Here is a 24,535-nt window from a genome sequence, read left to right on the forward strand (position 1 = left end):
CACATCAAGTTTATTCTACAGTGTAAGTTAGATTGTCCATAGTATATCACAAATGTTGGGCATTTTTCTTTTCCCTCATGAATAAGCATGTACAAAAAGGTTGTACCTGATGTTCAAAGGAGGACGAAGAAGAATGCGGCAGCAAGCGTGGCATGTATTGCCTTGGCTCGACGTGGCTAAGGCCTTGGAGGTGCATCCCGGTAAAGGGCTTAGCCTTAGGGAGGTGAATCGTCGACTCAGTGAGGTTGGGAAGAATATTCTTGAGACTAAAAAGGGAGTGCATCCAGTTTTTCTATTCTTGGGTCAATTCAAGGATTTCATGGTGCTCGTTCTCTTAGCAGCAACGATTGTCTCCGCACTATTAGGAGAGATTGCCGATGCGGTGACCATTATGGCTATCCTTATTGTGAATGCTATCTTAGGGTTTATACAGGAGTACCGTGCTGAACGCTCGATTGAATCCTTGAGATCACTAACTGCGCCGGAGGCCCGTGTCCTGAGGGATGGGATGGAGAGTCGAATTCCCGCAGCAGATCTTGTGCCGGGGGATATCGTCCTCTTAGAAGCGGGGGATCGGATTCCAGCAGATATCCGATGGATCCAAGCGGTGAATGTAGAAGTGGAAGAATCTGCCCTCACCGGGGAGTCTCACCCTGTAGGAAAGCGCGTTCCACCCTTGACAGATGAGTTGACCCCGATGGCAGATCGAATCAATATGGGCTATATGGGAACAGCTCTTGTCAATGGACGTGGGGCGGGAGTAGTCGTTGCTACGGGGATGGATACAGAGATGGGAGTCATCGCTGGGATGATTCAAAGTGTGGAGGAAGAGGAAACTCCCCTTCAAAAACGCTTAGCTCAACTTGGCAAATATCTCGTCGTGATCAGTATTGCAGTTTGTGCTATCGTCGTTCTCACTGGAGTTTGGCGTGGTGAGGGCTTTTATAAGATGTTCCTCGCGGGGGTCTCTTTAGCCGTTGCAGCTATCCCAGAAGGATTACCTGCCATTGTCACCGTCGCCCTGGCAGTAGGGGTCCAACGGATGGTCAAACGTAAGGCTATTGTCCGTAAGCTTCCGGCGGTTGAGACGTTAGGCTGTGCTACTGTGATTTGTTCAGATAAAACTGGAACGTTAACGCAAAATGAGATGACAGTAAGACAGATCTATACCGATGGACGGATGGTCTCTCTTACAGGGCAGGGTTATGATCCTAAGGGTGAGTTCCACGGTGGGGACCCGACGAAGGAGAAAGGCCCCCTGCAGGTGGCCTTGAAGGTTGCCGCTTTATGTAATAACTCGTCCCTCACTCGGAAAGGGGTACAAGTCGCCGGAATGTTCCGATCGGCAAGTAAGGATTCTCCTTGGGGAGTTGAGGGGGACCCTACAGAAGGTGCACTTCTCGTTGCTGCGGCAAAGGCGGGAATTTGGAGGGAGACCCTCGAGCGGAAGGAAGAGCGTATCGGGGAAATTCCTTTTGATTCGGATCGCAAGCGGATGAGTGTCATTTATCAAGGGAAGCAGGGCAAGAACGCGTATGTCAAAGGGGCTCTTGATGTGATCCTTCAACTCTGTAAGAGTGAACTTAGCTCAGAGGGAGTCGTTGAACTTAATGACGTTCGTCGTCGTGCCATCCTAAGGGCAAATGATGAAATGGCAAGAAAGGCTCTTCGAGTCCTGGCACTTGCAGAAAAACCTCTTCGTGAGAATGAAAGGACAGACGAGAGGGTCGAAGAGAATCTCGTCTTCGTGGGACTCATGGGGATGATTGATCCTCCGCGAGCGAGTGCCGCAAAAGCGATCCAAGTTTGTCGGCGTGCTGGAATAAAGCCAGTCATGATCACAGGAGATCATCGCTTAACTGCTGAAGCTGTAGCCCATGAATTAGGGATTCTTCAGGGGAATTCCAAGGGAATTCTTACAGGTAAAGAACTTGAGCGGATGTCCGATGAGGAATTGAATGAGGAAGTTATGGATATCTCCGTCTACGCCCGAGTAACTCCGAAGGATAAGTTGCGTATCGTTCGGGCTTTGAAGAAGAACAACCAAGTCGTGGCTATGACTGGGGATGGAGTCAATGATGCACCCGCGGTCAAAGAGGCGGATATTGGAATCTCAATGGGTAAGACGGGAACAGATGTGACGAAGGAAGCCTCGGCGATGGTACTGGCAGATGATAACTTTGCTACCATTGTGGCAGCAGTAGAAGAAGGTCGAGCTATCTATGATAATATCCGTAAATTTATTCGCTACTTACTCTCCTGTAACTTAGGAGAAGTCCTAACGATGTTCTTAGCGGCTTTATTCGGGTTACCCTTACCCCTTTTGGCCATCCAGATTCTTTGGGTCAACCTAGTAACCGATGGGTTACCGGCAATGGCCTTGGGGGTCGATGGGATGGATAAGGATATTATGAATCGTACACCGAGAGCCCCTAGTGAAAGTATTTTTTCACGCGGGCTGGCGCGTAAAATTGGAATCCGCGGTACGATCATTGGACTGGGTACACTCTTTGTCTTTGTCGCAGCGCTCTTTATAGGGGTCAATATGCTTGCAGCACGTACGATGGCGTTTAGCACTCTGGTTTTCTCCCAACTCTTCCATGTATTTGACTGTAAATCGGAAAGTCGGGGGATTTTCGAAGTTGGAATTTTCTCGAATCCCTATTTAGTGGCTGCAGTCGCGACCTCGACGATTATGCAACTCAGTGTCATCTATCTTCCGTCGCTTCAAGCTATCTTCAAAACAACAGCACTACTCGGCTGGCAATGGGGACTTATCCTGCTCGTTGCCGGTGGTCCATCTGTTCTGATCGGGCTATACCGCTTGGCTCGGAGCACCTGGGGAGCTCAATCCTCTATAGTCGGAGGAAAATAAACTTCCAATCTATCAACCCCGCAACACTGTAAAGTAACGAGTGGTGCGGGGTTTAAATTATAAATTAAAGAGAAGAAGATAATTGTCTGATATTTTCAAGGATTAGTGAAGACCCTATAAAAGGAATTTAAGAAGATATGCAGAATTACTATTTCGGAGTAAGGTGTTTTGCTCCAAAGAGACACTTATAGAAATAAATTAGGCTTTTGAGTATTAGGGGAGGCGCACTATGTTCCAGATGTTTATCGGTTCTATCCTTACAGACAATATTGGGGCAATTCAATTTGTAGTCGTGGGACTTTTGGCAATTGCCGCTTTAACGCTGATCGTTAAAAAGATATTTAAATTAGCGCTCATTGTCGTTTTCATTGCTATTGCAGCCTATTATGCAGTCCCTGGGTTAATAACAGTCCCGCCACTGCCCTAAGAGAGGTCAGCAGGAGCCCCTTGTTAGCAATATGAGAATGAGAGTAAAGTTGACCTAAGGATTCGACCGTTGTATCCTTTGTTTGAGATGATTCATAGGATGAAGGAACGCTTACTTCAGATAGAGTTTTAGCATCAACGAAAGTCACGTTGATCTTATCTAGGGAAGTAGAGGCGGTTAGTCTTCGGCTAAAGGATTTTTAATAGGGGGTACTAAATCAGTATGGAAATCATAAAAATGCATGGCCTGGGGAATGATTTTGTTTTTCTTGACCTTTTTCATAAGCAAACTATAGCAGAGCAGCCAGAAGGAGCTTATCCGGAACTTGCACGCAAACTTTGCCACCGTCAATTCGGTGTGGGTGGGGATGGTTTAATTGTAGTGCTCCCCTCAGAAGGCGCAGATGCGAGAATGCGGATTTTCAATTTAGATGGCTCAGAGCCAGAGATGTGTGGGAATGGAATTCGATGTTTTGCCCGCTATATCTTTGATAAGGGATATGTTAAGAAAAAATCAATACGGGTGGAAACTTTAGCAGGGATTCTCACCTTGCAACTCAATATTGAAGGGGATAAGGTATCAGGGGTCCGTGTCGATATGGGAGAACCGATACTTAAGCCCAACTTGATTCCAGTATTGGCTGAAGGTGAGCCGGTTATCGGTACCAAACTTGAGGTAGAGGGACAAGAATTCGAATTTACGGCGGTGTCTATGGGCAATCCTCATTGTGTCATCTTCGTCGATGATTATGAGAAGCTTGACTTTGAACGATTAGGTCCTGCTATCGAGAAGCATCCTCTTTTTCCGAGAAAGACGAATGTCGAATTTATCCGGGTGAATTCTCGTACAGAGTTAACGATGAAGGTTTGGGAACGTGGAGCGGGCCCTACTTTAGCCTGTGGAACGGGTGCCTGTGCCTCTGCGGTAGCAACCGTTCTCAATGGAAAAACGGATCGGAAAGTTACTGTGCATTTACCAGGCGGGGATCTCCTGATCGAGTGGGGAGAAGACAATCGCGTATACATGACAGGCCCAGCAACTTACGTATTCAAAGGGGTTCTTTTAGAAGACCAGTTAAATTAAGTTCAGATGAAAGAGCAGGAAACCCGGATTCGTCCGGGTTTCTTGTTAAAAAAGATTATTTGATTTTAAGAAAATAGGGTATATATAATAGAAGATATAATAAGAAGGAAGAAAGTTGGGCTCGGAAATGGCAAACAGCATGACGGGTTTTGGTCGGGGAGAAGCCTCGGGGCATGGATATCACTTTACGGTTGAGTTGAAAGCGGTTAATCATCGCTTTTTTGAAGTCTCGGTGCGGATGCCACGTAACCTTAATGTATTGGAAGAAAGAATCCGTAAAATTCTCCAGGGAAAGATTCAGCGTGGGCGGATAGACGTTTTTATCAATGCAAAGGAAAATGAAGAAAAAAAGAGATTGGCGAAGCTTGACAAAGATTTAGCGCTGTCGTATGATAAGACACTGAAGGAACTAGCTATTGCCCTAAAAACGCCTTATGAGACGGATATTTACCGTTTGGCAGCATTACCTGAAGTTTTCTCCGTGGAAGATCCGGAAACGGATTTCGAACTGCTGTGGGAACCTTTAAGTCGTGCGGTGACGGATGCACTTCATGGATTTGTGCAGATGCGCCAGGTTGAAGGGGAAAGATTAGCTGAAGACCTTTTGAACCGTTTACATACAATAATGAATGCGAAGGATGAGATTGCTGGGTATTCTGAAACTGTAGTGGCAGATTACCAAAGCCGATTGCAGGAAAGAATTCAGGTTCTACTTGGGGATAATGCAATTCTGGATGAGGCCAGATTGGCTAATGAAGTTGCTTTCTTCGCAGATCGGGTTTCGATCACAGAGGAACTGGTAAGACTTCAAAGCCATAGTGATCAATGTCAGGAAGCACTCAAGAGTACTGAAGCGGTTGGCCGCAAGCTTGATTTCCTCGTCCAAGAGATGAATCGGGAGATCAACACGATTGGTTCGAAGGCAAATAACCTAAATATCTCACAACTTGTTGTTCAGATGAAGAGTGAATTAGAGAAGATCAGGGAACAAGTTCAAAATCTTGAATAACTGGAGGGTTAAATTTTGGATATCAAGCTTATTAACATCGGGTTTGGCAATATTGTCTCTGCCAACCGTATCATCTCCATTGTAAGCCCTGAGTCAGCCCCCATCAAACGTATCATCCAAGAAGCACGAGATGCGGGGATGCTAATCGATGCGACGTATGGTCGAAGAACTCGCGCAGTCATCATTTGTGACAGCCACCATGTTATTCTTTCGGCTGTCCAGCCTGAGACCGTGGCACATCGCTTGTCTGCAAAAGAAACCAGTAACCACGCTGAAGACCCAGCAGATTAAGGGGGTAAAACGTGGAACAACATCATGGATTGTTAATTATTCTGTCCGGTCCTTCCGGGGCAGGAAAGGGAACTCTTTGCCAGGAGCTACTTCGTCAGATGCCCCAGGTAAAGTATTCCGTATCTGCGACGACGCGCCAACCTCGTCCCGGTGAAGTCGATGGATTACATTATTTTTTTCGGAGCCGGGAAGAGTTTCAAACCATGATCGAGAAAGATCAACTTTTGGAGTGGGCGGAGTTTTGTGAGAATTATTATGGAACTCCTCTATTTGCAGTAGAGCAGGCCATCGAGGCCGGGTATGATGTGATTCTAGAAATCGAAATACAGGGAGCCTTGCAAGTTAAGAAACGTTTTTCCCAAGGGGTATTTATATTTGTTGTTCCTCCATCTATGGATGCGCTCTCTGAGCGAATTCACAAGCGAGGAACGGAGTCTGAGGAAGTCATTCGTAAGAGGTTAGAAACCGCTGCTCAAGAGCTGGAATACGTTTCAGAGTACGATTATGTCGTCGTTAATGACGAAATTCCAGTCGCGGTGGATAAGCTAAAAAGTATTCTTATTGCCGAAAAGTGTCGTGTGAAAAGAAAACCAGTGGAGTTCCAGGGGGTGTAAAGATGAAACAACCTTCCCTTGATATCTTATTAAGCAAGGTAGATAGCAAGTATACGCTTGTTGTAGCTGCAGCAAAAAGAGCCCGTGCGCTCATGGAAGATTCAGAGTTTGAAGAGAATTCAAACGGTGTAAAGCCAGTAAGCGTGGCTTTGGACGAGATTGCTAATGGGAAATACCGTTTTGAGCGGACCAGCGAGGGCATTAAGTAATGTTGCGCGGCAAGAAAATATTAGTAGGGGTATCCGGTGGAATCGCCGCGTATAAATCAGCAGAAGTGGTGAGTCGTCTCCGTAAGCTGGGGGCAACCGTTTATGTTGCGATGACTAAGGGGGCAACAGAATTCATTGCTCCCTTAACTCTAAGAAGTCTTTCCACAAATCCCGTCTATGTAGAAATGTTTGAAGAACCTAAACAATGGAATGTTGAACACATTGCACTTGCTGAAGCCGTTGATGCGGTGCTGGTTGCGCCGGCTACTGCGAATCTTCTGGCCAAAATGTCAGTGGGAATTGCTGATGACTTTCTTTCGACAGTTCTTCTTGCTACTAGGGCTCCAATCTTTGTGGCTCCGGCTATGAACCATGCCATGTATCATCACCCTACAACCCAGGAGAATTTAGCTCGTTTGCGCGGGCGCTCTGTTAGGGTCATCGGCCCAGCTACGGGTTTTCAGGCGTGTGGTACAGATGGAGATGGACGAATGAGCGAGCCTGTAGAGCTTGTCGAGACGCTTCATAATTATTTTGCTCGTTCGCTTACGCTGAAGGGAAAAAGGGCCCTCGTAACTGCTGGCGGAACACAAGAACCGCTTGATCCCGTTCGTTATCTGGGGAATCGCTCCTCAGGACGGATGGGCTTTGCCGTTGCGGAGGCACTGCACGAAGCGGGTGCTGATACCATTTTGATTGCTGCTCCCACAGATCTGCCAACGCCCTCCGGGGTAAAACGCATTTCTGTCATGACTGCTCATGAAATGTATGAGGCTGTCATGGAAGAGTTCCCCAAGGTCGATATTGTTGTGAAAGCGGCTGCGGTCGCTGATTATCGCCCCAAGGAAAGCTCTGAGCAGAAGATCAAAAAGAAAGGGACTAGCCTTCTTGTTGAACTTATCCCTAATCCGGATATTCTCGCGGAATTAGGTAAGCAAAAAGAGAAACAGGTGCTTGTCGGATTTGCAGCAGAGACAGAAAACTTGCTTACCCATGCTCAAGAAAAAATGCAACGTAAAAATGTGGACATGCTTGTTGCAAATGATGTGACGAAACCCGGGGCCGGATTCGGTAGTCTCACAAATATCGTTAGCTTTCTTTTTCCTGATGGAAGAAGAATAGATTTACCACTAATGAACAAGCTTGAGATAGCTCAGCAACTCGTACACGAAGTTTCTGGCTTGATCAGGGAAAAGGAGTGACTTAATTGGTAAGAAAATTGTTTACTTCTGAGTCCGTAACCGAGGGACATCCTGATAAAATTTGTGACCAGATTTCTGACGCAATTTTAGATGCCATCTTCGCTAAAGACCCAAATGCTCGTGTTGCTTGTGAAACCTCTGTGACCACAGGCTTAGTTCTGGTCAGTGGTGAGATCACCACAAATTGTTATGTGGATATTCCTCATACTGTACGGAAGACTATCCGCGAAATCGGGTATACCCGTGCTAAGTATGGTTTTGATGCAGATACCTGTGCTGTCCTGACTTCGATCGGGGAGCAATCCGCAGATATCGCCTTGGGTGTTGATAGATCCCTTGAAGATAAAAATGGAGAAATGTCCGAGGATGAGATCGAATCCATCGGTGCTGGCGACCAAGGAATGATGTTTGGTTATGCAACGAACGAAACAGAAAGCTTCATGCCTCTTCCGATCGATCTTGCCCATCGTTTATCACGTCGCTTAAGCGAAGTCCGAAAATCAGAACTTCTTGATTTCCTCCGACCAGATGGAAAGACTCAAGTTACCGTTGAATATGTGGATAATCGTCCTGTCCGAATTGATACGATTGTTATCTCTACTCAGCATCATCCGGAAGTTTCCCAGGAGCAAATCCGTCGGGACCTTCTCGAGCATGTCGTATTACCTGTGGTTCCTGCTGAACTACTCGATGAGAAAACTCGCTACTTCATTAACCCAACCGGTCGTTTCGTTATCGGTGGACCACAAGGGGACGCCGGTTTAACTGGACGTAAGATCATCGTGGATACTTATGGTGGGATGGCTCGTCATGGCGGCGGTGCTTTCTCAGGAAAGGATCCCACAAAGGTTGACCGCTCTGCTGCTTATGCTGCACGTTATGTCGCAAAGAACATAGTAGCTGCTGGCTTGGCAGATCGTTGTGAAATCCAGTTGGCCTATGCTATCGGGGTTGCCCATCCGGTCTCCGTTTCAGTCGAGACCTTTGGAACGGCGAAAATAGATGACGAGAAGATCGTTGAACTCGTCAATAAGAATTTCGATCTTCGTCCCGCTGGCATTATTAAGAGTCTGGATCTCCGCCGTCCGATCTATCGCCAAACGGCTGCTTATGGTCACTTTGGTCGTACAGATCTCGATCTCCCTTGGGAAAAAATCGATAAGGCAGAACCCCTTCGGAAGCAAGCTGGCCTGTGAGGCCTTTGAACGAGGGGACAGGTACGTTGTCTCAGGTACAGAACCTGAAACAACGTACCTGTCCCCTCGTTTCTTTTTGTTCTAACAAGCTCTCGCGACGTAACGCCGGAAAAGAGGGGACAGTTACACTGCTTCAGGAAAGAACTGAAACGATGTACCTGTCCCCTTGGTTTACATAATTGGGTACCCTTAAATATTTCAGACGAGGAGTGATTGACTTTTACAACATAAACAGATAAGATAATTTGAAACTGTAATATAATAGTAAAGAGAGTTAAACGAATTGAGGGGGGGCTTCATCATGGTTTCGCGGGAAATGGTTTTATCCCAATTGCGAAGAACAGTAGAACGTGTCTTGACGATTCCGTACTACCAAGAAAAATTGAAGGATGTCGGGATATACGCTGCAGAGGATATTCAGTCTTATGAAGATTTTGAAAGACTTCCTTTACTAAGTAAGGAAGATTTAAGGCTAAATTACCCATTCGGACTTTTTGCGGAGCCTTTAGAGAAGATCGTTCGGCTCCATGCATCTTCCGGAACGACGGGCAAACCTACGGTTGTGGGCTATACCCGCGAGGATATACAGTTATGGTCAAGGATTGTCGCAAATGGGTTAAGTCGTGCTGGAGTAACCACCCAGGATATCGTACAAATTGCCTACGGGTATGGACTTTTTACCGGGGGAATGGGTTTACATTATGGATGTGAAGAGCTGGGAGCCCTGGTCGTTCCGATCTCAGGGGGAAATACCCAGCGCCAGCTGATGCTCATGCGGGATTTTGGGACAACAGTACTCGCCTGTACTCCTTCGTATGCCTTATATTTAGCTGAGAGCCTGGAGGAGGCAGGGGTTAAGCGGGACGAATTAAAGCTAAGGATAGGAATTTTCGGGGCCGAGCCATGGACGGAAGGAATGCGTGAGGAGATCGAGGCACGCCTGGGAATAAAGGCCTACGATATCTATGGGTTAAGTGAGGTCATGGGGCCAGGTGTTGCGTTGGAATGCACTGAGGGCCATTTACATATTGATGAACATTTTTATCCGGAAGTATTAGATGCAGAGGGGCAACCCCTTGCTGAGGGAGAGCGTGGAGAACTGATATTAACGAGTCTAGAGAAACAAGCTTTCCCTGTCGTACGCTATCGTACTAAGGATTTAACAACTTTAAGATATGGTTCATGTGCCTGTGGACATGAGGGTTGGACGATGGACAGAGTATCTGCCCGGGTGGATGATATGCTTATTATTCGTGGAGTCAATGTCTTCCCAAGCCAGGTGGAGGAAGCTATTCTCGCTGTAGGCGGTGTGGAGCCCCATTATCTTCTTGTGGTTGATCGCGTGGGGACGCTCGATCAGCTTGAAGTGTGGGTTGAGGTGAATCCGAATAGTTCCTTTGATGAAGTGAGAGCGCTTGAGCAGCTACAGGAACGACTTCAGGATCGCATTGAAGAAATCCTTGGAATCTCTGTGCGGGTGAAATTTGTTGAACCGAAGAGTATCCCCCGCAGTGAAGGCAAGGCAAAACGCGTTTTAGATCGTCGTCAAATGAAATAAGATAGTGGTGAAAGGGGGAATTTGGATGCTACAGCTTTCGATCTTCCTGGAAAACTCCAAGGGGCGTTTAGCAGAGGTATTAAATGTTCTTGCAGACTTGAAGGTAAATTTGAGAGCCTTATCCCTTGCAGATACGAAGGATTACGGGGTATTACGAATTATTGTCGATGAACCGGATAAGGTGGCTGCTCAGCTTAAAGAGCGCGAGTGTGTGGTTGCTTTAGCCTCTGTATGGGTGCTTAAGGTTCCCGATCAAGCGGGAGGCTTGGCGGGGGTCCTGAATCTACTGGTTCAGGAAGGGGTTATTGTGGAATATATGTATGCCTTTGTCGAAAAGGCCAATGAACAAGCACAGGTTGTCTTGCGCGTAAGGGATGATCAAGTGATGGCTGAGGCCATGGAGTCGCTAAGTAAATAAGATGCCACAAGATAAAGCACGCAAGATGAAATTCTTGCGTGCTTTATCTTGTGGCATTAAGTTTTTCGTTAATCTAGGGACTTACTTCTAGGTTAGTATTTCAGACACTGCAAGAATATAGTGGACTCTTTCGCGTGCCCAGCATAAGTATTCTTTTGTGATGTTGCCTACTTCAAACTGGATCAATATGGTTTAAATGCTATTTTATTATATATCGAGGGATAACTTACATATCATACAAAAGAAGGGTATACGTCGAAAGAGATCGAATTATCCATCACAAATCCATCACAAATCCATCACAAATCCATCACAAATCCATCACACACTTATCACTATTTGAAAGGGGAATTCTTCATGTAAAGACGCACCACGTACTATCCATCTTCAGTCTTCAGTATCATGTTTTTAGCCGTTGCGCCTCTTTCAAGTTTGGCTCTGTAAAAGATCAATAGGATGATTTTTAAGGTCAATAATCTAATTTTTTAGTGGGAGGATTACATAGTGAAAAGACACCTTAAAATACTTGCTGTCTTACTGGTTACTACGCTCATGATCAATTTATTCCCCGTACAATCCCTTGCAACGCTGATCACAGATTCCCCCGTAATTGACCCTCCCTACGTTAATGATACAGTTAAACCAGAGGGAAAAATCATAGGCGAAGTTGTTGAAAAAAGAGACAAAAATATTAAGCAATTTAAAAAGGACGACTCAACCTTTGAGGCAGACATTTTTCCTTTCGCTGTCCATTACCTAAAAGATGGCAAATGGCAGGATATCGATAATACCTTAGTGGATGGCCAAGACGATGAAAATAATCAAGTCCTCGAAAACAAAGATAATGAGTATAAAGTCAAAATTGCCAAAAACTCCAGTTCAAGTAAACTCGCCAGAATTCAAAAGGACGGTTATGAAGTATCCTGGAGCCTTGAGGGTGCCCAAAGTGTCGTTTCCCAGGTAAAACCGCTAGATCAGACATTACTTAATGGATTATCAGAAAATGACAAAAAAAGAACCCTGACGAAAATTTCCTCAGAAGTGAATTTTATCGACATAAACCCCAATATCGACCTACAGTATTTAGTAAACCCTGAGGAGCTAAAAGAAAATATCATCATTAAGGAAAAAGTGGACAACCCTTCCTTTGTCTTTAATCTAAACTCAAAGGGGCTAGTGCCAAAACTGCTTGAAGATAACAGCATTGTATTTTATGATGCTAAGAACTTGTCTAATCCAGTGTTTAAAATCGATGCGCCCTATATGTATGATGCCAAAAAACAGGAAAGCAGAAATATTAGAGTAACACTGGAGCCTGCAGTAAACGGTTATAAACTCAAACTGGAGCCTGATCAGGAATGGCTGAGAAGTGCGGACCGGGCCTATCCCGTTGTTCTTGATCCGACCCTTCAGACAAGTCTTGAAACAACAAACATTACGGATAATCATGTAACTTCTGCTTTAGCAAATGATAATTTTGAAAATAGCTATATGTTAAAAACCGGAAATTCTACAGGCGGAGTTCATCGTACCTATATTAAATTTAATCTTCCTGGTTTAACAACATCGGATATGGTTATCGATGCTTATCTATACATGAATCTGTTGACGCCAAATTCGGCGGCTAGACAGGTTAATGTGCATAAAGTTCTGGAAGATTGGAGCGGAAGCTTAATAACTTGGAATACTAAAAAACCTTATGATTCTAAAGTAGTGGATTACCAATTTGTTAAAGACACCGGAGTAAGTTATGGCTGGAATGTGACGAGTATTGTCAAGGATTGGTATACAACCGGAAGCAACTATGGTCTAATGCTAAAAAACAATGATGAAGCTTCCATCGGTTATACCGAATATGTTTCGGCCAATACCAGTAGCGAATACACAGCATTGCGGGCTACCGTAGTATTATCCTATATCAATAATTCGGGACTGGAAAGTTATTGGACCTATCATTCGCAGGATGTGGGGAGAGCCGGAACAGGATATGTCAATGACTATAACGGAAATTTGATATTCACCCATAATGATTTATCCATGAATGGAAACCGAATGCCCGTTTCTCTGAAGCATGTTTATAACAGCAATGACAAGGATAAAGACATCAAGTACGGCCCTGGTTGGAGACTGAACTTGAATCAAAGGATAGAGGAACAGACCATTAGCGGCATTCAATATTATATTTATACCGATGAGGATGGCACCAAACACTACTACAAATATGATTCCTCAAGGGGTGCCATTGTTGACGAACTAAACCCGACAGAATACACACTGACCAAAAATCCGGATGCCTCTTATGTTATAAAAGACAAAAAGAACAACCAGTTAGAGTTTGTTGCCGGAGGGTATCTGCTCAAGATTATCGATTCCAACGGGAATGCCTTAAGTTTAAGTTATGATGGGATAAATCTAAAAACCATCACCGATGGAGCAGGAAGAATAACAACCCTCGACCTTACACCGGAAGGATATTTGATTGGAATTATCGATCCAGCAGGCCGAAGAACGAGTTTTTCCTATAATGGAGTTCAACTTGATACCATCACTTACCCTGATGGCGCGACGACGAAATACAGCTATGATGCCTCAAACAAACTTACCAGCGCCAACTATAACAACGGGTATAAAATAACCTACGAGTATTATAGTGCATCTCCATATCGGGTGAGTAAAATTCTTGAAACCCATGTGAATGGAACTTTAGGAAATGAACTTAATATTTCTTACGGTTACAATTCGACGTTCTTCACCGATGTTAAGGGAAGAAAGAACACGTACCAGTTTAATAACAGCGGAAATACGATCAACGTCAAGGATGCCGACGGTTACGCCAAATATTTTGAGTATGGTAGCGGCAACACCGTAAATAAGCTTTCCCTGGAGTCCAAACTGCAGAAGACGGTGATTAACCTTCTCAAAAACCATAACATCGAGACCAGTGGGTACTGGAATGCCGATTATTGGACTGGATCGACGGGAACTGGAAGCTTTACAACAGAAGACAAATATATTGGCAACCAATCATTGAAGGTAAATAAAACCAATAACACGTCGAGGCAGTTTTTCAATCAGGCATTGAGCCTTGAAAAAGGAAAAACCTATACTTTTTCGGGATACGTCAAAGCAAGTAATGTCTCCAGTACAAATAATAAGGGTGCTGCACTTTTTGTAAACTATCAGGATGGTGTCGGTAATTGGTATACAAAAGAGAGCAGCTATCTCAATGGATCTGCCGGATTTAACCGGTTAGAAATTTCCTTTACCCTTCCTGCTGATGCCATTTCCACAACGGTCTATCTACGAGCAGGAATCATTGAGGAAACGGGGACTGCTTATTTTGACAATCTCCAGCTTGAAGAAGGTACTATCGCTAATCGGTATAATTTACTAGAGAATCCAAGTTTTGAATTGGACACAGGAATCCCTTTATTTTGGGGAATTGGTGGAGCGTATGATGCCAATGACACGTCTGTCGATATCGAGAAAGCGTTTGGGTCAAGATCCGTAAGATTAAACGGAGTGGCAGACAACACCAAATATTATGCTCAGACGGTCAATGTATCCGGTTCAAAAGACGAGGTTATCGTTGTTGGTGGCTGGGGTAAAGGAGCCTCAGTTCCTTTAAATAATGGAAGTGGAAGATATTTTGCTTTAGATATCGGTATCAATTTAGATAATGGGACGACTCAGTGGCAAGTTGTACAATTTAATGAGGATTCTTCAGACTGGCAGTATGCAGCGAAGAAATTCCTAGCTTCAGGTCCGTATCACAGCATCACGTATTATTTGCTCTACTACAACGAAGCCAATACCGCCTATTTTGACGGGTTGCAATTGTATAAAGAAGAGTTTGGCCAGAGTTATACCTATGATAACAACGGAAACGTGATATCGACGGTTGAACTTGCAAACCAAAATTCAACCTTTGAATACACGAATAACGATGTATCAAAGGCTATTGATCCGAAAGGGAACCAGTATAATTATACCTATGACACCAACCACAATGTTAAAACAGCCACTTCAGCTGAAAATGTGGTCTATTTCTTTGATTATGACAGCTACGGCAACCCCCTTACTACTAAGGTCGGCGATAGTACGCTATTTAATCAGGCAACAGCTACCTATACCCCCAATGGGAACTATATCGAGACTCTAACGGATAGTGAAGGGAATACCGTAAGGTATAATTATAACCAGACGAAAGGTAATCTGGACACATTCACCGATGCTAAGAATCAAATCACATCATATGCTTATAATCCGAACAATGATACGTTAACATCGGCCTCAAAAACAGCGGATGGCCAAACCGTAGCCAACGGCTACACCTATGAAAATGATCGAGTTAAAACGATCAAGAACAACAACGACCAGGTGACCTATACCTTTGATTACGATTCCCTTGGGAACAACACATCTGTTAAAGTCGGAACCCAATCCCTGGTTACCAACGTGTATGAAACCTATAATTCAAGGAATACCGGGATTTTGAAAGAATCCACGTATGGAAACGGGCAAAAGGTTGGTTTCGATTACGATACCTTGGATCGGGCAATAGCGAAAAAGTATGATGGCACGGTCAAATTCAAGTACCTATATGATGGAAGCGGAAATTTAGGTTATGAAGAAGATTTAATGAACGGCCTTAGTTATCGCTATGTTTATGATCTTGCAGATCGATTAGTCAAAGTTAATGATTCTCAGGGCAATTTAAAAGATTATGGGTACGATAAGAATAATAACCAAACTACCTTCACCGAGGTGATTGGCGGAGTATCCTACGCCACAAGCTACGCCTATGATAAGGATAACCGCCTTACAGAAGTCAACTACTCCAGACCAGGTCAATCCGGTATCAAGATAGCTTTTGCTTATGATCCGAAGGTTGGCAGATTAACGACTAAGACCATCACGATCGGAACCGTAACCCGTACTACAATGTACTCCTATAAGGATGGAAGCACTCCCGGTTCCACGACAAGCAAGATCGCTACCGAAACAATAAACGGTAAAACCATCACCTATGCCTATGATGCTAACGGAAATATTACCGATATCACGGATGGCGACAGCAAGACTATTCATTATGAATATAATGAGCTCAATGAACTAAAACGAGAAGATAGTCAAGTAATAAATAACACCATCGTCTATACCTATGATACAGGCGGAAATATCCTCAAAAAAGAAATTTATCCCTATACCACAGGAACTCTAGGGACACCAACCTCAACGATTAACTATGCTTACAGTGACACGAACTGGAAAGATAAGCTAACAAGTTATGATGGTAAAGCGATAACCTATGATGCTATCGGCAACCCCTTGACCTATGATGGCTGGACATATACCTGGGAAGCAGGCAGACAGCTCGCTTCAATGGTGAAGACTGGGCAAAGCTTAACTTTTAAGTATAACGATTCAGGGATAAGAACCCAAAAGACCGTTAACGGAGTAACCACAAAATATTACCTAAACGGGGACGAAGTAACCCTTGAGGATAACGGTACGGATAAGATCTATTACACCTATGATTCTACAGGCGACCTTGTAAGCATGAACCTTAACGGAGTCGAGTACTATTATATCCGCAATGCCCAAGGGGATATAACAGGGCTTTGGGACGGCTCCGGGAATGAAGTTGTTAAGTATTCTTATGATAGTTGGGGAAGACTGATTTCAACTACAGGAACTCTTGCAAACACGGTAGGAGCAAAGAATCCGTATTTGTATAGAGGGTATAGGTATGATGCTGAGATTGGGTTGTATTATCTGCAGAGCAGGTATTATAATCCGGAGTGGGGAAGGTTTATTAATGCCGATGCTGAAGGGGGAACAGTTGGCGAATTACTCTCCCATAACGTTTTTGCGTATTGTAAGAATAATCCTGTAAATCTTGTTGACCCCAATGGTCATCGCCCAATAATTGGTGCTAATATAGGAGGAGATATAGAAAGTCTTGCTGATTATAATGCAATATCGGATGAACCATATAGGCCTACACCGAATACGGGGGGACAAAGTTCAAATTATGTATTTTCGAAGATAACTGATTTAGGAAGAGGATGGGAATCAAGAGAAGATACTCAATCTGAAGAAGTCCAGAAACACATGCACGTTTATGGCAAAGGAAAACAATGGGCTCAAAATGCTGATGGAAGCGTTCATGACAAAGGTAAGAACAGTCCTGGACAACCACCAAGGAAAGTCTTAGAAGAATTGAAGAGAAAAACAGGTTGGGATTGGAACCCCAAAATCACCCCTATTCAGTTTGATGGCGGGTCTCGAACTCCATTCCTGTTTTTCCCACTACCATTATCAGTGCCAACAACGATAACGATACCGATGACCGCACCAATTCTTATTTTCCCATAATATCTAGGAGGTGGATGATAAATGCAATATTTTACCGACGAGCTTTGGACTAGAATAAATTCTGAGGATTATAATACAAAAATGTTAGCGCAGGAGCAATGGAATAGAAATAAAGAAGCATACTCTATAAGGTTTAAATCTTTAAAGGGTAGATTCTCTAAAAAGACCTTCGATATCTTCTCGAAAAAATCTTTTCACGACTATAATCTCAAAGAGATCCAAATTCCTCATAAGGATTTTGGACAACCTAATCCAATCACTGTTAGTGTAATTTTAACCAACATGGAAGAGGTTTGGACACTTACCTATAAAAAGGTGAGTAAAATAGGTATAAATTTCGTAGAAGAAAAAACTCCTTATAATTATCAAAGGGGATTTGATGACCTCGGATATATGGAGTTCTTGGATGTTAACACAAATGTCTTATCTCACGAAATCCTTTTTGCATCTGGAGCCACGATTCTGGTCCACTTTGCTAACAAAAACGTTTTTATTTCAAAGGAATCAGTCAATTTCATTAGTTCAGCGAAAAGTAAGTAGGGCTTGCTAGCCAAACCCTGATTTTGATTTCAATTAGCCAAAATTATGTCATTATCTTTCCAAAACATCCAGCTCAAAATTTGGACAAAAAGAACTCTGAGCTTATGCTCTAAGTTCATCACCAAGAATTGCATAGCAATCATGCTCTCTGCTGTTTCTTCTAGCTTTGCAGCGATTCGAGCGAGTCCATATTTCCTTTTCCCTTCACCAAACTTGCCTTCAACTGCATTCCGTTCGCTGGCATCTTGTCTTTCGATTCTCTTTTCTGCTTTCTTTATCAAGGCTTTCGCGATCGGTCTGCCAAGTTTCGGTCCACTGAGTCGGATCCCATGTTTTTTGCAATAGGCCAAATTCTCTCGATTTCTATAGATGCGGTCGGCTAGAACTGCCTCTGGATAACAGCCATTTCGACTCTTGTAGCCCTCTAAGCTTTGAATCAGGGTGTTTGCTTCGTTAAAGGGATCCCAGGACAGTTTCTCTATTCGGCTGTATCCGTTTTCAAGACTGATGGCTACCTTGGCTCCAAACTCTACTGCTGCTCCGGCTTTACCTCGGACGATGGGTCTCACATGCGGTTGATAGAGGTTTACGATACGATCTTCTACTCGGTGAATCTTTGTTTTGTACATCTTGCCTTGCTGATCAAGTAACGTTCGAATCGTGGTGAGTAGTTTTTGGTGTCGCTTGCTTAACTGCTCGATTCCTGCAGCTGATTCTTGGAGCATTCGGTCGACAATTCTCAGGTTCCGTCTTGCGTATTGCAATTGTTTCCTAATGGCTTTTCGGAGTTGGTTTTTTTGGGGACTCTTTTGTTTGGAAACATTCAAATAGTCTTTCCGAGCTTTCTCACGATAGGTTCTGGGTCTTCTCTGTTCTTTTCCATTGGCGCTATGAAGTGTATCAACGATTTCATCAAGTTTTTCTCTGGCTTCATTCAATAAACCCAAGTCTGTTGGAAATCGAACGTCGGCAGGGGTGCAGGTTGCATCGAGAATTAACGTTCCTTGGTTAGGTCTATCTTCTGTAGTATTCTCCGAGCTCTCCTCGTTTTCAGCCCTGCTTTCGACAGGCTCAGCTGGAATCACTTGACCGGATCCGCCTTGAGGATCATTGTCGTTGTCGTCGTGGTCTTCCCGTTTTTCGCTTTGTGCTGCTTTTAGTGCCGTTTCGACGGCCATGATACGCTCGTTGATTTTAGCTAACCGTTTGGCATTGAAGCGTTTACGAAATTTAACCATCGCAACAGGGGTAAAGGGTTGGGTTAACTGATATTCCTTCAGACCAATGAAGTATTGCAGATAGGGGTTCTCCGTGATCTGTTGCACCGCTTCGCGGTCGGTATAGCCACAACGGGCCTGTATTATTAACGATCCAAGAGCCATGCGGACAGGTTTAGCCACATTCCCTCGATCACTGGGAAACATAAAAGCGTATTCTTCCTCGATTTCATCCCAGGGGATAATTTTAGCCAATTTTACCCAACGATTCTCGGCACTGAGCTTACCCGAGAAGGGTAGAATGAAATCATCGATTGTAATTTGCGGATCGGGCTTTCGGTACATCTTTTCAGCCTCCATGTGCAAGGTTTTTTAGAGGTAAAATTGTTTTTCCATGCACATATATTCGACAAAAACGCCCTCAAACCCTTGTAAAATAAGGATTTTTTGAGATTTTAGCAAGCCCTAAGTAAGTAATTAGTTATTTGTTTTATAATGAAGGCATCTTGTCGCTTCTCAACTTCTCTGTCGGAGTTGGGAAGCGATTTCTTTATTTCATTGACAGTTTAGCCCATCTGAAATTTATAGTGACCCTAGCCCAATTTTCGTTTTTCCAAGCCAAAATAAGGGGGTTAAAAAACACATTTTTTAAGAGTGAAACAGGGACGGTTTTTTTGTCAAGCTAAATCCTTTGAATTATCCCCGTGTTTCTACGATCGGCAATCCCAAAACCTATGATGGATGGACCTATACTTGGGAAGCAGGAAGACAGCTGGCCTCCATGGTCAAGGGGACGAGCAATCTATCCTTTAAGTATAACGACGCCGGGATAAGAACTCAGAAAACCGTCAACGGAGTCACCACCAAATATTATCTCAATGGGGATAAGGTCACTCTCGAAGAAAAGGGTTCGGATAAGATCTATTACAGTTATGATAGTGCTGGAGACCTTGTTAGTATGAACCTAAACGGTGCGGAGTACTTCTATATCCGGAATGCCCAGGGTGATATTACTGGCCTTTGGGATGCTTCGGGGGCTGAGGTCGTTATGTATTCCTACGATAGCTGGGGTAAACTGATCTCAACCACGGGAACTCTCGCCAGCACTGTTGGAGTAAAGAATCCGTATCTGTATAGAGGGTACAGATATGATGCCGAGACCGGGTTGTATTATCTGCAGAGTAGGTATTATAATCCAGATTGGGGTCGGTTTATAAATGCTGATGACTTGGCCGGAACAGTTGGAGATTTATTAAGTCACAATGTATTTGCTTATTGTGGAAATAATCCCATTAACAGAGTAGACCCTACTGGACACTTTTGGGTTGAATTATTGGATTTAATGTTGGACTTATTAGGCATACCTGACCCAGTACCAGTAGCGTATGATTATGGTTCGGATGGAATGGATAGTCAAGGAGGATTAGTCTTAGCCGATAATTCGAACTCTTCATTAGTATCGCATGATACCCCTCCGCCTAGTTCATCTGGGTATAAGTCTCCTAAAACTAAGGGTGCAGTAGAACCAACAAAAGCCCCAAATGGTCAAGTCGGTTGGCCAGACAGATCGGGTAATGTTTGGGTACCTGTCCCTGCAGGCCATCCAAATGCTCATGGTGGAGAACACTGGGATGTCCAGTATCCTAACGGAGGCTATGATAACGTATATCCAGATGGGTTTGTAAGGAAAGGAAAGGAAAGGGGCCAAGAGGTAAGTTTTCGCCCTCGGGAGTGAGATTTTCTCCGACAGATTTGGGATTGACTGGAGGAGGACTTGCAACTTATTGGATAGTTTCAGAGGATTTAAGGATATTTCCTGCGAGATGGGCAATTCCGTTGCCGTAAACTTTATGAGAATAGGTGATAAAAATGAATGATAAGGATTTATATCAAAAAATTAAAGATGTGGTTTTTTCAGTCCCTGATGAGATTTTTAAGTTTCAAAAACCTAATCACTGTTTTAAGATTGAATGGGATGAGGCAACTCCAAAAGAAAAAGCCTTTCTGTTAATTTATGACTTGATGCTAGAAAGTAATAAAAAACAAGAAAGCGTGGAGGAAATACCTGAAGGAAAGATTGGACAATTAAAATTAGGTAAAGGGCCGAGATTTTTAAGTCGGGCTGATGAAAACATGTTTTTTTCAGCTATATATTCAATGCCCTCATTCGTGAGAATAGTAGGTGAAGGAGGAGAGTTAAATTTATTTTACAAAGAAACGATTTCTAACGAAGAGACGAAATTCTTAATAGACTTGTTAACACGTTATCAGATGCAAGTTTCCTCTGAATTGAGAGATTTGACAAAACGAGGAAAGGGAAATTAAAACTAGCTTATCTTTTTTCAGTGAAGTGTTGGCAGAACACCAAACATCCATACAAACATGGGTCAAGTCTGGCAACGGCCCGGCTCTTATGTTTTCAATTGATAAAGTGGGGCCATCTCTTTCAAGGGGTGGCTCCCTTGCTACCCTATAGAAACGATATAAAATGATTTCCTGATTTTATGAGTTACTGTCGCGTGTAGTGATGGCAAGAGTATTCATTATGATTAAAATGAGCTCAATCAACTCAAGCGGGAAAATAATCAGATCACGAACAGCTCCGTTGTCTACACCTATGATGTGGGCGGGAAATCCTGAAAAAGCAAATCTATCCCTACACGACAGGAACCCTTGGGACTCCGACCTCAACGATTAACTATTCCTATACCGATACCAACTGGAAGGACAACTGACCAGCTATAATGGAAAAGCGATCAGGGGAAGGTTTATAAATGCGGATGCTGAGGGTTGACAAGTAGGAGAACTGTTAGGTCATAATGTGTTTTCGTACTGTCTAAACAATCCTGTAAATTTATTTGATCCAGATGGTTATCGTCCAATTATAGGAGGCGATCCACGTCATGAGAGTATTGCAGATTACAATGTAGTATCAGATGAGCCTTATAGGTCTACAACGTCTTCATCTAACACTGGTGCCCATACATTACCGCCAGTAGCAGCGTTAGTTCAAAAACCCTGGCATTCAGATTATGACCTAAGTAAGAACAAGTATTTGCATTGGAAAGATGATAAATTCAATTTAAGATTTAATCGCGAAGGAAAAATTGTTGAACTTCTGGTAAAGTAATAGGTGAACTACAAGGAAGGGAACTGAAGATTCTAGAAAAACTAATGAAAGCTGCTCCTAATTTTTTCTCTCAACCAAAAGGTTTTGTGCCAATGTTTTTTATTGAAATTGAACACGGAAGCCAGGGGTCTATGAAATTAAGGAGATACCCGACGTTCACTTGGGAAGCGGGAAGACAGCTCGCATCCATGATTAAAGGAACGGCCAATTTATCCTTTAAGTATAACGATGAAGGAATTAGGTCTCAGAAGACGGGGAATGGGGTTACAACCAAAAATTACCTCGATGACGATAAGGTCACTCTCGAGACGCCTGAAAAACAATAAAAGAATGCCGTGGAGAGGGCAATTGCAGGAAAGGCTACAGGATCGTATCGAAGAGATTTTGGGGATTTCTGTTAGGGTGAAACTTGTTGAACCGAAGAGTATCCCACGCAGTGAAGGCAAGGCGACATGCGAAAAGAGTTTTAGATCGTCGCCGAATGAAATAAAATAGCTATATATAACTATTTTCTTGCAGGTTAACATGGCCAACCTTTGCAGCGACTAATAGAGGACGAGCTCCGCAACACAGCTATACACTGTAATTTAAAAGTATACTTTAGGATAAATATTATATAAGTTTTTCACATACAGTTAACGGACCACCTAGAGGATCGGAAAACATTTGGTGTCTCATTGATGGGAATGTTAGGGGGAATGAGAAATGACTAAGGTAAAAGTGATTGATTTACGTTCAGCGATAGAACGACTAAGAACAGTTCCAGGTCAGTTAATCGAAACGGATGAACCCGTAGATCCACATGCTGAATTATCAGGAGTATATCGTCATGTTGGTGCAGGCGGAACAGTCATGCGTCCAACACAAATTGGACCGGCAATGATATTTAACAATGTCAAGGGTCATGATGCTGCAAGAGTTATTATTGGACTTCTTGCAAGTCGTGAAAGAGTAGCCTTAATGCTAGACACAAGACCAGAACGACTTGGTTTTCTTCTTAATGAAGCTGTCAAAAATCCAATTGATCCAATTGCGGTTTCTAGAGATAAGGCTAAGTGTCAAGAGGTAATTCACTACGCTGATGAGCCAGGCTTTGATATTAGAAAACTCGTTCCTGCACCAACGAATACAGAAGAAGATGCAGGACCATACATAACTATGGGTATGTGTTATGCTTCCGATCCAGAAACTAGAGAATCGGATGTTACAATCCATCGTCTATGTTTACAAAGTAAAGATGAGATTTCGATGTACTTTGTTCCAGGAGCTCGTCACTTGGGAGTATTTCGTGAAAAGGCTGAAAAGGCCGGGAAACCCTTGCCAATCTCTATTAGTATAGGTGTTGACCCTGCTCTGGAAATTGCTGCGTGTTTCGAGCCACCTACAACTCCCCTTGGCTTTAATGAATTAAGCATCGCAGGAGCTATCAGAAATGAAGCCGTCGAACTCGTTCAGTGTATGACAATTAATGAAAAAGCAATTGCTAATGCAGAATATGTCATAGAAGGTGAATTGCTCCCCGGAGTACGTGTTCGAGAAGACCAAAACACAAATACAGGAAAAGCAATGCCAGAATTCCCAGGTTATACAGGGCCAGCACTTACTGAAGTACCCGTTATTAAAGTAAAAGCTATTACACATCGACTCAATCCAATCATGCAAACATGTATTGGACCGAGCGAAGAGCACGTTAATTTGGCAGGCATCCCAACCGAAGCAAGTATTTTACAAATGGTAGAAAAGGCTATGCCCGGCAAATTACTAAATGTTTATGCTCATTCTTCAGGTGGTGGTAAATACATGGCTATTTTACAGTTTATGAAGAGCCAGCCCAGTGATGAAGGACGTCAAAGACAAGCAGCGTTATTGGCATTCTCCGCATTTCCAGAGCTCAAGCATGTGATTATTGTCGATGAAGATGTCGATCTATTTGATAGTAATGATGTGATGTGGGCTCTAAACACACGTTATCAAGGTGATATGGATACAATATTTATTCCGGGCGTGCGTTGTCATCCCTTAGATCCTTCTCAAGATCCTGCTTATAATCCCTTAATTACGAATCATGGTATCACTTGTAAGACTATTTTCGATTGTACAGTACCCTATCATTTAAAAGATAGATTCGAGAGAGCAAAGTTCAAGGATGTAGATCCAAATAAATTTGCTCCAGAGTTATTTAGAAAATAGTAGAGTTCAGAAATGGTATGGCTGCCTACGAAAAATAAGAAACAGAATATAAACCTGAAGAAGTATCTAATTTAGTGGATCAAGTTTTATGATACACTAAAAATAGGTGCTAAAAAGCACACAAGAAAATCTTGCGTGCTTTATTTATAGGTAGCATTAGTTTGAATGCATCTAGGCGATGTATTTCTATGCTTA

The 24,535-nt window shown here is 43.3% G+C and carries 18 protein-coding genes and 1 pseudogene; 18 read left to right on the top strand and 1 reads right to left on the bottom strand.

The genetic code is table 11. From position 1 onward, the window contains the following. Nucleotides 1-133: 133 nt before the first annotated feature. From ACZ42W_RS05815 to ACZ42W_RS05875, 13 genes are all read left to right on the top strand, one after another. Complete coding sequence (locus tag ACZ42W_RS05815; protein WP_464169104.1) at nucleotides 134-2,875, top strand: calcium-transporting P-type ATPase, PMR1-type; 2,742 nt, start codon at nucleotides 134-136, stop codon at nucleotides 2,873-2,875. A gap of 229 nt (nucleotides 2,876-3,104) precedes the next feature. Further along, on the top strand, nucleotides 3,105-3,302 hold the full coding sequence (locus tag ACZ42W_RS05820) for a hypothetical protein (protein ID WP_464169105.1): 198 nt from the start codon (nucleotides 3,105-3,107) through the stop codon (nucleotides 3,300-3,302). 222 nt (nucleotides 3,303-3,524) lie between these two features. Continuing rightward, the gene (gene dapF / locus ACZ42W_RS05825) at nucleotides 3,525-4,385 is read left to right on the top strand and encodes a diaminopimelate epimerase (RefSeq protein WP_464169106.1); all 861 of its coding nucleotides are present in this window, start codon (nucleotides 3,525-3,527) and stop codon (nucleotides 4,383-4,385) included. Nucleotides 4,386-4,512: 127 nt separating this feature from the next. After that, nucleotides 4,513-5,394 carry a YicC/YloC family endoribonuclease gene (locus ACZ42W_RS05830; RefSeq protein WP_464170881.1) on the top strand — a complete coding sequence of 294 codons (882 nt, stop codon included), beginning with the start codon at nucleotides 4,513-4,515 and terminating at the stop codon, nucleotides 5,392-5,394. A gap of 15 nt (nucleotides 5,395-5,409) precedes the next feature. After that, nucleotides 5,410-5,685, top strand: coding sequence for an extracellular matrix/biofilm regulator RemA (remA, locus tag ACZ42W_RS05835; RefSeq protein WP_464169107.1), 276 nt, complete (start codon nucleotides 5,410-5,412; stop codon nucleotides 5,683-5,685). Nucleotides 5,686-5,696: 11 nt separating this feature from the next. Continuing rightward, on the top strand, nucleotides 5,697-6,299 hold the full coding sequence (gene gmk, locus ACZ42W_RS05840) for a guanylate kinase (protein WP_464169108.1): 603 nt from the start codon (nucleotides 5,697-5,699) through the stop codon (nucleotides 6,297-6,299). A 2-nt stretch (nucleotides 6,300-6,301) separates the two neighbouring features. Then, the gene (gene rpoZ, locus ACZ42W_RS05845) at nucleotides 6,302-6,508 is read left to right on the top strand and encodes a DNA-directed RNA polymerase subunit omega (protein ID WP_464169109.1); all 207 of its coding nucleotides are present in this window, start codon (nucleotides 6,302-6,304) and stop codon (nucleotides 6,506-6,508) included. Then, complete coding sequence (coaBC, locus tag ACZ42W_RS05850; RefSeq protein WP_464169111.1) at nucleotides 6,508-7,710, top strand: bifunctional phosphopantothenoylcysteine decarboxylase/phosphopantothenate--cysteine ligase CoaBC; 1,203 nt, start codon at nucleotides 6,508-6,510, stop codon at nucleotides 7,708-7,710. Before rpoZ ends, coaBC begins: the two co-directional genes overlap by 1 nt. Before the next feature lie 5 nt (nucleotides 7,711-7,715). Beyond that, nucleotides 7,716-8,906, top strand: coding sequence for a methionine adenosyltransferase (gene metK / locus ACZ42W_RS05855; RefSeq protein WP_464169113.1), 1,191 nt, complete (start codon nucleotides 7,716-7,718; stop codon nucleotides 8,904-8,906). Between the two features lie 301 nt (nucleotides 8,907-9,207). Continuing rightward, on the top strand, nucleotides 9,208-10,464 hold the full coding sequence (locus ACZ42W_RS05860; RefSeq protein WP_464169115.1) for a phenylacetate--CoA ligase family protein: 1,257 nt from the start codon (nucleotides 9,208-9,210) through the stop codon (nucleotides 10,462-10,464). 25 nt (nucleotides 10,465-10,489) lie between these two features. Continuing rightward, nucleotides 10,490-10,882 carry an ACT domain-containing protein gene (locus ACZ42W_RS05865; protein WP_464169117.1) on the top strand — a complete coding sequence of 131 codons (393 nt, stop codon included), beginning with the start codon at nucleotides 10,490-10,492 and terminating at the stop codon, nucleotides 10,880-10,882. 504 nt (nucleotides 10,883-11,386) lie between these two features. Further along, the gene (locus tag ACZ42W_RS05870) at nucleotides 11,387-17,263 is read left to right on the top strand and encodes a DNRLRE domain-containing protein (RefSeq protein WP_464169119.1); all 5,877 of its coding nucleotides are present in this window, start codon (nucleotides 11,387-11,389) and stop codon (nucleotides 17,261-17,263) included. A gap of 21 nt (nucleotides 17,264-17,284) precedes the next feature. After that, nucleotides 17,285-17,803, top strand: a complete 519-nt coding sequence (locus tag ACZ42W_RS05875) for a hypothetical protein (RefSeq protein ID WP_464169121.1) — start codon at nucleotides 17,285-17,287, stop codon at nucleotides 17,801-17,803. 29 nt (nucleotides 17,804-17,832) lie between these two features. Here the strand turns inward: ACZ42W_RS05875 and ACZ42W_RS05880 are convergent, their stop codons facing one another. Further along, on the bottom strand, nucleotides 17,833-19,365 hold the full coding sequence (locus ACZ42W_RS05880) for an IS5 family transposase (protein WP_464167084.1): 1,533 nt from the start codon (nucleotides 19,363-19,365) through the stop codon (nucleotides 17,833-17,835). A gap of 346 nt (nucleotides 19,366-19,711) precedes the next feature. Between ACZ42W_RS05880 and ACZ42W_RS05885 the strand changes: the two genes are divergently transcribed. The 5 genes and pseudogenes from ACZ42W_RS05885 (at nucleotide 19,712) to ACZ42W_RS05905 (ending at nucleotide 24,340) form a co-directional block, all read left to right on the top strand. Then, the gene (locus ACZ42W_RS05885; protein ID WP_464169123.1) at nucleotides 19,712-20,755 is read left to right on the top strand and encodes an RHS repeat-associated core domain-containing protein; all 1,044 of its coding nucleotides are present in this window, start codon (nucleotides 19,712-19,714) and stop codon (nucleotides 20,753-20,755) included. A gap of 134 nt (nucleotides 20,756-20,889) precedes the next feature. Continuing rightward, nucleotides 20,890-21,345, top strand: coding sequence for a hypothetical protein (locus ACZ42W_RS05890; RefSeq protein ID WP_464169125.1), 456 nt, complete (start codon nucleotides 20,890-20,892; stop codon nucleotides 21,343-21,345). A 936-nt stretch (nucleotides 21,346-22,281) separates the two neighbouring features. Then, entirely contained in the window at nucleotides 22,282-22,476 is a 195-nt protein-coding gene (locus tag ACZ42W_RS05895; RefSeq protein WP_464169127.1) for a hypothetical protein, read from the top strand. Between the two features lie 22 nt (nucleotides 22,477-22,498). Continuing rightward, nucleotides 22,499-22,645 (top strand): annotated as a pseudogene (locus ACZ42W_RS05900) (acyl-CoA synthetase family protein); the annotation flags it as partial. Nucleotides 22,646-22,855: 210 nt separating this feature from the next. After that, nucleotides 22,856-24,340: a UbiD family decarboxylase gene (locus ACZ42W_RS05905; protein WP_464169129.1), complete on the top strand. Its 1,485-nt coding sequence runs from the start codon at nucleotides 22,856-22,858 to the stop codon at nucleotides 24,338-24,340. Nucleotides 24,341-24,535: the final 195 nt, after the last annotated feature.

Source organism: Desulfitobacterium elongatum (assembly GCF_055378975.1).